General features: G+C 74.1%; 5 protein-coding genes. 1 reads left to right on the plus strand and 4 read right to left on the minus strand.

Annotated elements, in window-relative coordinates; translation table 11 throughout:
- The first annotated feature begins 8 nt into the window (after nucleotides 1–8).
- Complete coding sequence (locus ACH4D5_RS28925) at nucleotides 9–1,592, plus strand: FMN-binding glutamate synthase family protein (protein ID WP_398308021.1); 1,584 nt, start codon at nucleotides 9–11, stop codon at nucleotides 1,590–1,592.
- Here ACH4D5_RS28925 and ACH4D5_RS28930 read toward each other — a convergent pair.
- The 4 genes from ACH4D5_RS28930 to ACH4D5_RS28945 are packed head-to-tail and all read right to left on the minus strand — an operon-like array spanning nucleotide 1,582 to nucleotide 14,696.
- Nucleotides 1,582–2,988, minus strand: a complete 1,407-nt coding sequence (locus ACH4D5_RS28930) for an MDR family MFS transporter (protein WP_398308023.1) — start codon at nucleotides 2,986–2,988, stop codon at nucleotides 1,582–1,584. The two genes, ACH4D5_RS28925 and ACH4D5_RS28930, sit on opposite strands and share 11 nt — an antisense overlap.
- Nucleotides 2,985–12,983, minus strand: coding sequence for an amino acid adenylation domain-containing protein (locus tag ACH4D5_RS28935; RefSeq protein WP_398308024.1), 9,999 nt, complete (start codon nucleotides 12,981–12,983; stop codon nucleotides 2,985–2,987). Before ACH4D5_RS28935 ends, ACH4D5_RS28930 begins: the two co-directional genes overlap by 4 nt.
- A 1-nt stretch (nucleotide 12,984) precedes the next feature.
- A complete protein-coding gene (locus ACH4D5_RS28940) occupies nucleotides 12,985–13,770 on the minus strand; it encodes an ABC transporter ATP-binding protein (RefSeq protein WP_398308026.1) in 786 nt (261 codons plus the stop codon).
- Complete coding sequence (locus ACH4D5_RS28945) at nucleotides 13,767–14,696, minus strand: FecCD family ABC transporter permease (RefSeq protein WP_398308455.1); 930 nt, start codon at nucleotides 14,694–14,696, stop codon at nucleotides 13,767–13,769. Before ACH4D5_RS28945 ends, ACH4D5_RS28940 begins: the two co-directional genes overlap by 4 nt.
- Nucleotides 14,697–14,752 lie beyond the last annotated feature (56 nt).

A 14,752-nucleotide genomic window follows, 5' to 3' on the forward strand; every position in this document is an offset into this window, starting at 1 on the left:
AAAGGATCATGACGCGTTTCGTAACGGTGGGCCTTCTGACGGCCTGCGCGGCGGGCGGTGTGCTGCTCGCCCTCCTGATGTCCCCGTGGTGGTGGTTGGCCGCCGCGCCGCTGGCGGCCGTGGCGCTGACCGGTGTGTACGACCTCGTGCAGAGGCGGCACTCCGTGCTGCGGAACTACCCCGTCCTCGGCCATCTGCGGTTCCTCATGGAGGCAGTGCGCCCGGAGCTCCAGCAGTACTTCGTGGAGCGCAACTACGACGGCAGGCCCTACGACCGCGACACCCGCAGCATCGTCTACGAACGGGCCAAGGGCGTCGCCGCCGAGGAGCCCTTCGGCAGCGAGCGCGACATGGACGACCGCGGCTACGAGTTCCTCGTGCCGTCGATGGCGCCGGTGGACGTCCGGGACGAGCCGCCCCGGGTCCGGATCGGCGGCCCCGACTGCGCCGCGCCGTACGACATGGCTCTCCTCAACGTCTCGGCGATGAGTTTCGGCTCGCTGTCCGCCAACGCCATCGTGGCTCTGAACACCGGTGCCGCGCGGGGCGGGTTCGCGCACGACACCGGCGAGGGCGGCCTGTCCGGCTACCACCTGCGGCCCGGCGGCGACCTGATCTGGGAGATCGGGACCGGCTACTTCGGCTGCCGCACCCGCGACGGCGGCTTCGACGCGCAGCAGTTCGCCGAGAAGGCGGCCCACCCCGCCGTGCGATGTGTGTCGCTCAAGCTGTCGCAGGGGGCGAAACCGGGGATCGGCGGCGTCCTGCCCGGCGGCAAGGTCAACACGGAGATCGCCTCGGTCCGCGGCGTACCGCAGGGTGAGACCGTCATCTCACCGCCGTACCACCGCGTCTTCTCGACCCCGCGCGAACTCGTCCGTTTCCTGGCCCGGATGCGGGAGTTGACCCACGGCAAACCGGTCGGCTTCAAGCTGTGCCCCGGTTCCCGCGCGCAGTTCCTCGCCGTGTGCAAGGCCATGAAGGCGGAGGGGATCACTCCCGACTTCATCGTGGTGGACGGCGCCGAGGGCGGCACGGGCGCGGCGCCGCTGGAGTTCGCCGACCACCTCGGCATGCCCCTCACCGACGGGTTGATCACCGTGCACAACGCGCTCGTCGGCACCGGTCTGCGGGACCGGATCCGGGTCGGCGCCAGCGGCAAGGTGGCGACCGGCACCGACATCGTCAAGCGCCTCGCCATGGGCGCCGACTACACCAACGCGGCCCGCGCGATGATGTTCGCCGTCGGGTGCATCCAGGCCCAGCGCTGTCACACCAACCGCTGCCCGACCGGCGTCACCACCACCGATCCGCACCGCGCCCGCGCCCTCGACGTCGTGGACAAGGCCGCCCGTGTCACGCGGTTCCAGCAGGCCACGGTCCACAGCGCGCTGCAGATCATGGCCGCGATGGGCGTCCGCGACCCGTCGGAGCTGGGCCCGCACCACTTGCGGCGCCGCGAGGACCGCGGCAGATTCCGCTCCTACGCCGAGCTGTACGACTGGCTCTCCCCCGGCGAACTGCTCGCGGCGCCGCCGGAGAGCTGGGCCGCCGACTGGCACGCGGCGGATCCGGACAGCTTCACCTCCTGACCGTCCGGGTCCCTGGCAGCCGGGTGGCCCCCGCGGCGGCGAGCAGGCAGAAGCCGAGCACCCACCAGAAGGTGTCGCCGAACGCCGAGGAGATGTCCGGGCCCCGGGCGGACAGCCGGTTCTCCAGGACCACCGCGAGGGCGGCCGTGCCGACCGAACCGCCCACCGTGTTGAGGAGGTTGAGCGCGCCGGACGCGCGGGGCAGGTGTTCGGGCTCGATGCGGCTGTAGACGATGTTCATCACGGGTGCGCCGATCATCGCCATGCCGATGCCGCGGACCGCGAGCGCGGCGATGATCAGTGCGTCCGGGGGTTCGTGGCCGAGCTGGGTGAACGGGATGGTGCCCGCGAGGATCAGCACGATGCCGGTGACCACCAGGGTGCGTGGCGCGACCTTGTCGATGGTGCGGTTGACCAGGACGGAGCCGGCGGCCGCGCCGAGGCCTTGGGGTGCGAGCAGCAGCCCGGCCTCCCACGCCGAGAGGCCCCGGCCGGTCTGGAAGTACAGCGGCAGCAGGAACGTCGTGCCGAACACCGAGGCGCCGAGGACGAGCAGCGCGAGGGCGGCGGCCCCGAAGGGCGGCCGGGTGAACAGGCGCGGGTCGACCAGCGGAGTGCCGTGCGTGCGCAGTCCGTGCACCGTGAAGCCCACCAGCATCGCGACGCCCGCCGTCACACCGAGCACGGCCGGGACGGTGCGGCCGTGGGCGACCTCGGTCAGCCCGTACACCAGCACGGCGAGGCCGGGTGAGAGCAGCGCGGCCCCCCGCAGGTCGAACGCCGTCCGCCGGGTCGACGGCGGTACGTCGGGGACGTACCGGCGTGCGAGCAGGGCGGCGACCGCACCGATCGGCAGGTTGACCAGGAACAGCCACTGCCAGGACGCCACGCCGAGCAGCGAGCCGCCGACGAGCGGTCCGAACACCGGCGACAGGAGCGGGACGACCGCGACGACGCTGATCACACGGCCGGTGCGGCCGCGTCCCGCGATGCGGGCGAGCAGCGCCTGTCCTGTCGCGGGCAGGAGCCCGCCGCCGAGCCCCTGGACCACCCGGAACACGATGAGGCTGGTCGCCGACCAGGCCAGCGCGCACAGCACCGAGCCGAGCAGGAACACGCCCACGGCGGCGAGCCAGGTCCGCCGGCCGCCGAACCGGTCGGCGAGCCAGCCCGATGCGGGCACGGCGGCGACGACGGCGAGGAGGTAGGCGGTGCTGACCCACTGGATGTCGGCGACGGAGGCGTCGAACTCGTCGGTCAGCCGGTCGATGCCGACGCTGACGATGGTGGCGTCCAGCGTGGCCATGAAGGTGCCGAGCACCAGGATGAACGCGATGCGCAGCAGCTGCCCGTCCACCCGGTCGCGCTCGGCGGGTGGGGCGACGTCCTTGGTCATCGGCCCTCCAGGAGGTCGTGGACGTCGTGGTCGAGGTGCTTGTCCAGGGAGCGGAGCACGTCGAGGAGTTCGTCGGCGAGGCCGTCGACGGCCACGCCTGCCCGGTGAGCGAGGACGCCGGTCCAGCCGTCGCCGTCCGGCATGACGGTCAGGGTCACCGGGTGGTGCGTGGACTCGCGGAAGCGGGTGCCGACGAGGGTGAGCCCCGGGGCGGGTTCGCGCAGGCGGTCCGGGTCGACCGGATAGTTCTCGAACACCACCAGGCTGTCGAAGAGCCTGCGCCGCCCGGTCAGCCGTTCCAGGTCGGAGAGGGCGACATGGTGGTGCTCGACCAGAGCCCGCTGGCGGGCCTGCAGATCGGCGAGCGTGTCGGCGAGCGTGCCGGTGAGCCGGGCGCGCACCGGCACCGTGTTGGCGAGCAGGCCGACGATCTCCTCGACGCCCGCCAGCTCCGGCGGACGGCAGGCGACCATGGCGCCGAAGCAGACGTCGGCGCGGCCGGAGCGCCGGGCGAGCAGCACCGACCAGGCGCCCTGGACCAGGGTGTTGCGGGTCAGGCCGCGCCGCGCGGCGAGCTGGGTCAGCTCGGCCACCAGCGCCGCGTCGAAGGCGATGAGCGTGGGCTCCTGCCAGGCCGGGCCGGGCTCGCCGCCGCTGAGGTGGTCGCCCTCGGGCAGGCCGGCCAGCTCGGCGGCCCAAGTGTCGAGGTCGGGCTCGTGGTCGGCGCGCCAGCGCAGGTAGTCGCCGAACGGGACGGGGGCGGGCAGGTCCGCGGCGACACCGCGGACGCGGGCCGTGTAGAGGTCGAACAGTTCGGTGAGGATGCGCGGGGCCGACCAGCCGTCGGAGAGGACGTGGTGGCTGGTCATCACCAGGTGGGCGAGGTCCGCGCCGTCCCGGATCACGGTCAGGCGGAGCAGCGGGCCGCGGGCGAGGTCGAACGGTTCGGCCAGATCGGCCGCGAGGACGTCCTCGGCGGGCCCGTCGACCACGCGGAAGTCCGGCGCGGGCGACGCGGGGAGCACCGCCAGGTCGGCGGGGAACACGGCGGCCAGGTTCGGGTGCCGGGCCAGCAGGTCGCCGCCCGCGGCGCGCAGGGCGTCGGCGTCGAGCGGTCCCGCGAGGGAGAACGTCGACTGCACGGTGTACGGGTCGGGGCGTTCGGTGCGCGAGTGCCGCAGCATCACTTCCTGGAGCGGGGTGAGGGGCTGGACCCCGGCGATCGGCCACTCGTGGTCGAGTGCCCTGATCTCCGGTGCGGCGGCGAGCTCCTGGAGCGCGCTCCGCAGGCACTCGGCGAGGTCCGCCACCTCGGCGGCCGTGAACAGCGCGCCCGGCCAGGTGATCCGGACCCCGAGCGCGTCGTCGCGCACCAGGGCGTTGACCATGAGGCTGTGCGGCAGGGGCAGTGCGTCGGTGCCGCCCGAGCCGAGCGGGTCGGCGTCCGGCGGCGCCTGCCACGGCGTCTCGTCGGCCGGGGCGCCGGGGAACTGGCCGAGGTAGTTCCAGGCGATCTCCGGCGCCACGGGGTCGAGGAGCCCCGCCGTGGTCAGGATGCCGTGTCCGAGGCCGTCGCCCTGGGCGCGCAGCCGTTCCCTGACCGCCTTCACGTCGTCGTCGGCGTCGAGGCGCACGGGGTGGACGGCGGTGAACCAGCCGACGGTCTGGGACAGGTCGACGTGCTGCGGGCGGCCGTGGCTCTCCAGCGCGACCAGGACCTCCCGCGTGCCGCGCCAGGCCCGTACCGCCTTCGCGAGCGCCGTGAGGAGCACGGCGTCCGGGGTGCTGCGGTAGGCGGCGGGCAGGGTCGTGATCAGGGCGCGGGTGGCCGCGGCGTCGAGCCGGATCTCGTGGTGCCTGGCGGTGGCCACGGTGTCCCTTGCGGGGTCGAGCGGGCGGGTGAGCGCCGGGGTGGCGGTCATCCCCTGCCAGTGGGGCAGTTCGGACCGCCGGTCGGCGGCGCGCAGCGACTGCGCCCAGCCGACGAACGACTGGCCGTGCCGGGTCAGTTCGCCGCCGGAGTGGGCGTGCTCGACGTCGTCGAGGAGGACGCGCCAGGAGACTCCGTCGACGACCAAGTGGTGGGCGATCAGGACGAGCCTGCCGGGCCGATCGGGTCCTGCGTCCACCCACAGGGCGCGCAGCAGCGGGCCGGTGCGCGGATCCATCGCGTCGCGGACCCCGGCGATGTGGGCGTCGACGTATGCGCGCAGGTCGTCGTCGGTCGCGTGTACGCAGGTCAGGACGTCGGCGCCGGTCACCGCGCCGACCGGTGGGATGTGCAGGGCGTCGTCGGTCAGGCGGGCCCGCAGCACGTCGTGCCGGGCGAGGAGCGCGTCGAGCACGGCCTGCCAGGTCGCCGGGTCGCCGCCCGGCGGGACGCAGATCTCCACCCACTGGCAGAACCCGTCGGCCGCGGTGCCCGCGCGGCGCAGCAGGTCCCGCATGACCGGGGTCAGCGGCGCGTCGCCGGTCGCGGGTGCCGTGCCGCCGTCGAGAGCGCGGGCACGTGCCGCGATCCCCGCGACCGTCGCGCCTTCGAAGACGTCCCGAGCGGTCAGCCCGAGCCCTTGGCGGCGGGCGCGGGAGACCACTTGCAGGGACACGATGCTGTCGCCGCCGATGGCGAAGAAGTCGTCGTCGGGGCCGATGGCGTCGGTGCCGAGGACGTCCCGGAAGACGCCGAGCAGCACGGCTTCGGCCTCGGTGGCGGGTGCGCGCCGGGCCGCGGCGGCGGTCTCTGGGGCGGGCAGCGCGGTGGGGTCGAGCTTGCCGCTGGGGCTGAGCGGCAGCCGGTCGATGGGGACGAGCGCCGTCGGCACCATGTGGTCGGGCAGCTCCGCGGCCAGGAACTCGCGTACGCGGGCGGTGTCCAGGTCGGCGCCGTCCGTCGGGATGACGTAGCCGACGAGGCGTCCTTCGCGGACGATGACGGCGCAGGCGCGGACGTCGGGGTGGCTGGTGAGCGTGGACTCGATCTCGCCCAGCTCGACGCGGAAGCCGCGCACCTTGACCTGGTGGTCGACGCGGCCGAGGAACACCAGCTGCCCGTCGGGCCGCCAGCGGACCAGGTCGCCGGTGCGGTACATCCGCTCGCCGGGCATTCCGAACGGATCGGCGACGAACCGCTCCGCCGTCAGGCCGGGGCGGCCCAGGTAGCCGCGGGCCAGGCTCGGCCCGCCGAGGTACAGCTCGCCGGTGACGCCGACGCCGGCCGGCTGGAGCCCGCCGTCGAGGACGTAGGCGCGGACGTTGGGGTCGGGGCGGCCGATCGGCAGCGGTCCGGCGTCGTCCGGGTCGTAGTGACAGGTCACGGAGTTGATGGTGACCTCGGTCGGGCCGTAGGCGTTGAAGAGCGCCCGGCGGCCACTCCCCCAGCGCCGCGCCAGTTCGGGGTCGAGGCGCTCGGCGCCGACGACGAAGAACACGTCGGGGTCGACGGTGCGGTCGTCGGGCATCGCGGCCAGGAACGACGGCAGCAGGTTCACGCCCGTCACCCGGTGCTCGACGATGTAGTCGAGGAGTTCGTCGCCGGGGACGCGCACCTCCTCGGGGGCGATCACGGACGTGCCGCCGGACAGGAGCGGCACCATGGTCTGCCAGAACGCGACGTCGAAGCTGGTCGACGCGAAGTGCAGGTACCGGTCGTGCTCGGTGACGCCGACGACCTCCTCCTGCAGCGCGATCAGGTCGGGCACGCCCCGGTGGGTCACACCGACGCCCTTGGGCCGCCCGGTGGTGCCGGAGGTGTAGATGACGTACGCGAGCGCGTCCTCGGTCAGCCTGGCGCGGGCCTCGGCCGGGTCGGTGTCCGGCGCGGCGGCGAGGGTGGCAGGGTCGTCGAGGCGCAGGACCGGGAGGTCGCGGTCGACGGGGAGTTCCGCGCCGGTGGAGACGACGGCGGCCGGGGCGATGTCGTCGAACATGAACGCGAGCCGCTCGCGGGGGTAGCTCGCGTCCATCGGCACGTAGACCGCGCCCGCCTTGACCACGCCGAACAGCGCGACGGTCATCTCGATGTCGCGTCCGAGCAGCACCGCGACCGGGTCCTCGGGCCGTACGCCGCGCGCGATCAGCGCGTGGGCGAGCCGGTTGGCCTGCCGGTCCAACTCGGCGTAGGTGAGGCTGCGTTCGCGGCAGACGAGGGCCTCGGCGTCGGGCTTGCGCTCGACCCAGGCGGCGAACTCGTCGAGCCAGTGGCCGCGCTTCTTGGCGGGGACGATCTCGGTGCCGGTGCGCAGGATGCGCTCGCGCTCGTCGGGGTCGAGCGCGGGCAGCCGGAGCGCGGGGCGTGCCGGGTCGTCGACGATCTCGCGGAGGATGTTGTGCAGCCAGCGGCCGTAGTCGCGCACGGTGCCCGCGTCGAAGGCGCGCGGCTGGTAGCCGAGGCCGACGGTGATCTCGTCGTCGGGGATCACGATGACGGTCAGGGCGTAGTGCGTGGCGTCGGTGATGTCGACGCCGGCCAGGTCGAGCCCGGGTGCGAGCGGGGTGCGCTTCCGGCTGGACAGCGGGAAGTTCTCCATCACGAGCATCGTGTCGAAGAGTTCGCCGACGCCGACCGCCCGCTGGATCTCGGGCAGACCGACGTGGTGGTGCTCGGCGAGGGCGACGCTCTCGGCGTGCACGTGGGCCATGAGGTCGCTCGCGGTCTGGTCCTGGGTGTGCCGGACGCGGACCGGGATCGTGGTGCCGAGCTGGCCGATCATCGACTCGACGCCGTCGACCTCGGCGGGCCGCCCGGAGACGGGGCAGCCGAAGACGACGTCGCGGCGGCCGGTGAGCTTGCCGAGGAGCAGGCCCCAGGCGGTCTGGAGGACCGTGGTGAGGGTGACGCCCTGCTCGCGGGCGAAGGCGCGCAGCCGGTCGCTGAACTCGCGGCCCAGGGCGACGGTTTCGCGGCCCGGCCGCTCGACGCCGGTCGTGGTGCTCGCGGGCGCGAGGCGCGTCGCGTCGTCGACGCCGGCGAGCGCGTCGCGCCACGCGGCGAGCGAAGCCTCGCGGTCCCGTCCCGCGAGCCACCGGAAGTACTCCGAGAGCGGCGGGGCTGAGGGGGCGGCGGGGCCGCCGCTCAGCTCGGCGTAGAGGGCGAGGAGGGTGCGGCCGACGAGCGGCATCGACCAGCCGTCGAGCAGCGCGTGGTGGTTGGTGATGACCAGCTTGTGCTCGGCGGGGCCGACGCGGGACAGCAGGAAGCGGATCAGCGGCGGCCTGGCCGGGTCGAACGGACGCTCCAGGTCTTCCTTGGCGGCCTCGGGGAACCGGTCGTCCTCCCGCCAGTCGAGGGTCACGTCGGCGGGGATCACCTGCACGACGTCGTCCCCGGCGGTGCCGAGGTACACGCGCAGCGCCGGGTGGCGGCGAAGCAGTTCGCGGGCGGCCTCGGCCATCCGGTCGGGCCGCACCTCGCCGACCAGGGTCGTCACGGCCTGCACGACATAGACGTCGGCGTCGTGGTCGTCGCGTACCAGGGTATGGAAGGAGAGCCCGACCTGCAGCGGTGTGGCGGGCAGGACGTCGGTGATGCGGCCGGTGCGTTCGAGGGCGTCGATGGCCGACTGGTCGAGGGCGACGAGCGGCAGGTCCGAGGGGGTGAGTCCGCCCTCGGTGTGGCGCGCGTGCTCGGCGAGCGCGTCGAGCGCGGCGGCCCAGGCGTTCCGCAGCGCCAGGACGGCGTCGGCGCCGAGCACCTCGGTCGCGGCGGTCCACTCGACGGCGAGCCGTGGCGCGCCCTCCTCGTGGACGAAGCAGTTGAGGGCGAGGACCTGCTCAAGTGCCTTGGCGGCGGGCTCGGTCACCGAGAAGGCGTCGTGTTCCGGCAGCCGCCAGCCGGTGTCGGGCAGCGAGGCGAACCGGCCGAGGTAGTTGAGGAGGACGTCCGGCGGCGGCGTGGCCGCGAGCTCGGGGCCGGTCTCCGGGTCGAGGTGGCGCAGGACGCCGTAGCCGATCCCGTTGTCGGGGACGCCGCGTCTGGCCTCCTTGGCCGCGCGCAGCACCTCCCCCACGCCGTCGGCGAGGGGGACGCGGACCGGGTACTCGCTGGTGAACCAGCCGACCGTACGGGACAGGTCGAGGTGTTCGCGGCCGTGGCCCTCCATCGACACGGTCACCGCGTCGCCCGACAGGCCCCACTCGCGCAGGGCGAGCACGAGCGCGGCGAGCAGCACCTCGTCGACACCGGCGCGGTAGGCCGCGGGCAGCGTCGTCAGGACCGCCTCGGTGACCTCGGGCGAGGCCACGGTGACCGACCGGTGGGCGGTGGCCACGGTGTCCCGGGCGGGGTCGAGGGGCCGGACGCCGAGCCGGGAGGCGGCGGCGAGCGCGGCGCGCCAGTGGTCGAGTTCGTCGCGTCGCGCGCCGGACGCGCCCTGCTCGGCGAGGAGCGTGGCGTGCCTGCGCCATGACGCGCCGGCCGGTTCGAGGGTGCCGCCCGTGCAGGCCGCGTGGAGGTCGGGCAGCAGGATGCGCCAGGACACGCCGTCCATGGCGAGGTGGTGGACGACTAGGACGAGGCGGTCGGAGGTGCCGTCGCCGGTGCGGCCGTTGGCGATGTCGTCGCCGGTACGGAGCAGGGCCGCCCGCATCAAGTCGCCCGAGCGCGGGTCGAGTTGTCCGGCGAGGCGCTCGGCCAGGGCGGTCACGTCCTCGCCGTGGACCTCGTCGACGACGGCCCGTACGGCGCCGCGCGGCAGCACTTCGAGGCCGTCGCCCGCCCGGAGCCGCAGCGCGTCGTGGTGGTCGAGCACCGCCTGTACGCCCGCCGTCAGGTCGGCGAGACCGAGTCCGTCGACGTGCAGGGCCGTCCACTGCGCGTAGGAGGCGACGACGTCCACGTCCGGGTGCGGGTCGAGGAGGCCGCGCACGATCGGGGGCGCGGGCACGGGCCCTGTCGGGTCGTCCACCGGCTCGGCCACGTCCTCCGCCAGTCCCGCCGACGCGGCGAGGGCGGCGAAGGTGCGGCGCGCGAGAAGGTCCCGGGGCCGGAGTTCGAGGCCTCTGGCCCGCAGTCGGCTGCTGATGGTGATCGCGGTGATGCTGTCGCCGCCGAGGGAGAAGAAGTCGTCGTCCACGCTGACCCGGTCGACCTCGAACACCTCGGCGAGGACCGCGCAGAGCAAGCGTTCCCGCTCGGTCTGCGGTTCGCGGCCGCCGCCGGCGGAGACGGGTGCGGGCAGGGCGGCGCGGTCGAGCTTTCCGTTGGTCGTGACGGGCAGCTCGTCGAGTACGACCACGGCGGCAGGCACCATGTGCTCGGGCAGCGTCGAGGCCAGTCGGGCTCGTACGGCGTCCCCGGTGACCGTGGTCGACACGACGTAGCCGATCAGCCGGGACGACCGGACGGTGGCGGCCGCCGCAGTCACGCCCGGCACGGCGCCGAGCGCGGCCTCGACCTCGCCGGTCTCCACCCGGTGGCCGCGGATCTTGACCTGACCGTCGCCGCGGCCCAGGTAGTCCAGGCCCCGGCCCGGCACCCACCGGGCCAGGTCGCCGGTGCGGTACATGCGGGCGCCGGGCGGGCCGAAGGGGTCGGCGACGAACCGGTCGGCGGTCGCCCCCGGCCTGCCGAGGTAGCCGCGGGCCAGGTGCGGGCCTGCCAGATACAGCTCACCCGTGCGGCCGTGCGGGACGGGCTGCAGCGCGCTGTCGAGCACGTGGACGCGGGTGCCCGCGAGCGGGTGACCGATCGTCGGTTCGCCGCCGTCGATGCGGGCGGTGGTGGCGTCCACGGTGGCCTCGGTCGGCCCGTACATGTTGCGGGCGGTGACGCCGGAGTCGGCGATCCGCCGCCAGAGCGCGGGCGGGGTGGCCTCACCGCCGAGGACGAGCAGTGTCGGCCGGCGGTCGAGGAGGCCGCCGTCGATCAGCGGCGCGGCCATCGAGGGCGTGGTGTCGACGACGTCGATGCCGTCGCGGGCGTACGCGTCGAGCAGCGCGTCGGCGTCGCGGGCTGTCTCGGCGTCGTAGACATGCAGTTCGTGCCCGCACAGCAGCCACATCAGGTGGTCGAACGCGGAGTCGAAGGCGAAGGAGTAGGTGTGCGAGACGCGCAGTGTGCGCTTCGCGGCGCCCTCGGCCTCGGCGATGACCGTCGACCGCTGGTGGTGCAGGAGTGCGGCCAGGCCGCCGACGCGGCCGAGCACGCCCTTGGGGCGGCCGGTCGAGCCGGAGGTGTGGATCACGTAGGCGAGGTGGTCGGGGTGCCGGGGCGCGGCCAGTTCACCGGCTGTCAGAGGGGTGCCGGGCAGGGTGGCGGCCTCATCGACGAGGGTCTTCCAGGGCAGCCCCTCGACCGTGCCGACGGCGGTGAGGACCAGGGCGGGGCGGGTGTCGTCGATCAGTCCGCGCAGCCGCTCGGGCGGGTAGGCGGTGTCCAGGGGCAGGAAGGCGGCGCCCGCGTCGAGGACGGCGAGGAGGGCGGTCACCGAGTCGGCGGAGCGCGGCAGCGCCAGCGCCACGACGCCGTCCGTCCCGATGCCGCGGGCCCGCAGCGCGCGGGCGAGCCGGTGCACGCGCTCGGCGAGGTCCTGCGCGGACAGCCGCTCGTCGCCGCACACGAGGGCGGTGTGCCCGGGGTCGGCGGCGGCCATGGCGTCGAACGCGGTCGGTACGTCCACGGGGGTGCCGGGCAGCGCGGGCGGGCACCAGTCCGCGAGGACCCGGTCCACGTCACCGGCCAGGGCGATCCGGCCGACGGTCCGTCCGTCGATCAGCCCGGCGAGCAGGGCCCGCAGCCCGGCCAGCGAACTGTCCACGGACACCTGGTCGTTGGTCCTCGCGTCGACCTCGAAGCCGAGCAGCAGTCCGCCGTCGCGGGCGGGCAGGACGCTCAGGCCCATGTCCTCCGGCGGGCCGCCCGCGACGTTGCGCATGACGCCACTGGCCCCGGCGAAGTCGAGCGCCAGGTCGAACGCCTTGAGGTTGATGCCGCGTCCGTGGAGCAGCGCGCCCGCGCCGGGTACACCGAGGTCACGGGGCAGGTCCTCGCCCCGGTAGCGCTGGTGGTCGCGCATCTCCTTCATCGCGGCGGCGACGCGGCGGCTCAGCTCGCCGAACCCGTCGCCGGGCCGGACCGTCACCCGCAGCGGCAGGACGTTGACCGCCATGGCGGGGGTGCGCAGTTCGACGGATCCCGTCCGGCACATCAGCGGCAGCGCGAACACCACGTCGGTGCGGCCGAGCACGCGGTGCAGGAAGGCGGCGTAGCAGGCGATCAGCGCCTCGCCCCAGGTGACGCCCTCGGTGTCGGCGAAGGCGCGGAGGCGGGCCGTCTCCTCGGGCGAGAGGGCGGCGCGGGCGGTCAGGGTGCGGTCGGGCGCGCCGGTCGCGGCGTCGGCGTCGCCCAGGTCGGGCAGGGGGGTGAAGCGCTCGACCCAGTACGCGCGGTCCTCGGTGAACCGGTCGCTGTCCCGGTAGGCGCGGTCGGCGGCGACGAGGTCGGCGAAGGCGCCGAAGGTCGACTTGCGCGGCTCGGCGCCCTGGACCAGGGCGGTGTAGCGGGCGGCGGTGCGGCGGGCGAGCATCGCGGCGGTGTAGCCGTCGAAGACGAGGTGGTGGCCGAGCTGGGTGTACCAGACCTCGCGGTCGGAGAGCCTGATGACGGTGCGTGCGTACAGCGGCCGGTCCACCATGCCTCGGCAGGCCTCCCCCACCCGGGCCCGCTCGGCGTCGACAAGCGCGTGGGCGGCGGCGACGGGGTCGGCCTCGCCGCTGACGTCGACGAATCCAGGCGCCGCGACCGGTTCCTGACTGATCGTCTGGCGCGGCCCTTCGGGGGTGTCGTACACCCGCAGCCGCAGGGTCTCGGCTTCCTCGGTGGTCGCCCGGACCGCCTCGGTGAGTGCGGCGACGTCGACCGGCTCGCCGCCGGATATCTCCACGACGTCGCCGACCACGTAATACGGCGAGTCCGGTTCGAGGCGCTGCGCGTTCCAGATGCCCGTCTGGGCGCCGGTCAGGGGGAGCAGGCCGTCCGAGGAGACGCTTGCGGTGCTCAACTTACTCTCCTTGCAGTGTGGGGACGACCATCGGCGTATCGGTCACCGGGTCGGGGACGATGACGCTCGGCAGGTCGAACACGTCCTTGATCAGCGCGGCGTCCACGATGTCCCCGGGGTCGCCCTCGGCGACCACCCGGCCGTCCTTCATGGCGACCAGGTGGTCGGTGAAGCGGCACGCCTGGTTGATGTCGTGCAGGACGGCGATCACCGTGCGGCCCTCGTCGCGCAGCCTGGCGAGCAGGCCGAGCAGTTGGTACTGGTGCGTGATGTCCAGGAACGACGTCGGTTCGTCGAGCAGCAGGTAGGGCGTCCGCTGGGCGAGGACCATGGCCATCCACACGCGCTGGCGCTGTCCGCCGGACAGCTCCTGCACCGGCCGGTCGGCCAGGTCCGCGACGCCGGCGGCGGCCATCGCCTCGGTGACGGCCGCCTCGTCGTCGGGCGACCGGAGCGCGAGCAGTGACTGGTGCGCGAACCGGCCGCGGCCCACCAGGTGGCGGACCTTGATGTCGTCGGGGGCCAGCGGGTCCTGCGGCAGGAAGCCGAGTTGCCTGGCCAGTGCCTTGGCCGGGTAGCCGCCGACGTCGCGGTCGTCGAACCGCACGTGTCCGTCGGCGGGGCGCAGCAGGCGCACGAGCGCGCGCAACAGGGTGGACTTTCCACAGGCGTTGGGGCCCACGATGGCGGTGAACGCGCCGTCGGGGACGTCGAGGCTCAGCCGTGTGGACACCACCCGGTCTCCGTAGCGCAGGGTGATGTCCCGCGCGGTCAGGCGTGCGGTCACGCGCGCCCCACCTCCTTGGTCAGCAGCCAGATCAGGTAGCAGCCGCCGATCGCGGTGCTCACCACGCCGACCGGCAGGGCGACCGGCGCGAGGAGCATCTGGGCGATCAGGTCGGCGCCTTGGAGCAGTACCGCTCCGGTCAGCGCGGCCGGGAGCAGCGGCACTCCGGCGGCGCCCGCGAGCCTGCGCCCGATCTGCGGGGCGGCGAGGGCGATGAACGCGATGGGCCCCGCGACCGCGGTGACGGTGGCCGTGCAGCCGACGCCGACGAGGACCATCAGCAGGCGCAGCCGGTTGAGTGCGACGCCGGTGGTGACCGCGATCGCGTCGCCGAGCGACGCCTGGTGCATGGCGTGGGCCCGCGACGCCATGAGGGCGAGGAGTACGGCGATCACCGCGAAGGGGATGCCGAGGTCGTCCCAGCCCACGCCGGCGAGTGAGCCCGCGCTCCAGCCGACGGCGGCGATCGCCACCTCCAGGTCGGCGCGGAGCACGATCCACGAGTTGATCGCGGTCACCATCGCGTTGACGGCGATACCGATCACCACGAGGCGCAGTCCGGAGAAGCCCCGGTCGAACGAGAGCAGGTAGATCACGGCCGCGACGAGCAGTCCGCCGAGCACGGATCCTGTGGCCAGTTGGGCGGATGTGCCCGACAGGACGGTGAGGGCGACCAGGGCGCCGGTGTAGGCGCCGGCGTCGAGGCCGATCACGTCCGGGCTGCCGAGCGGGTTGCGCGTGAGGTTCTGGAAGATCGCCCCGGCCACGCCGAGCGCGGCGCCGAAGACCAGTCCGGCGAGGACGCGCGGCAGCCGCCAGTCGGAGATCACCACGGAGCGGTCGGTGCCGGTCAGCGAGGCGAACACCTCGCCGGGCGTGGACCATGACGCGCCGTAGCACAGCCCGAGCAGGCCGAGGCCGAGCATGAGGGCGACCAGAGCCGCGACGAGCAGCACGGTGCGGCGTTCGGCTTTCAGTACGA

Source organism: Streptomyces sp. NPDC018029 (assembly GCF_044327655.1).
Taxonomy (GTDB): Bacteria; Actinomycetota; Actinomycetes; order Streptomycetales; family Streptomycetaceae; genus Streptomyces.

Coding starts and splice junctions, on each gene's coding strand:
- ACH4D5_RS28925 (WP_398308021.1), top strand. CDS start 9: ATGACGCGTTTCGTAACGGTGGGCCTTCTGACGGCCTGCGCGGCGGGC.
- ACH4D5_RS28930 (WP_398308023.1), bottom strand. CDS start 2,988: ATGACCAAGGACGTCGCCCCACCCGCCGAGCGCGACCGGGTGGACGGG.
- ACH4D5_RS28945 (WP_398308455.1), bottom strand. CDS start 14,696: ATGCTCGGCCTCGGCCTGCTCGGGCTGTGCTACGGCGCGTCATGGTCC.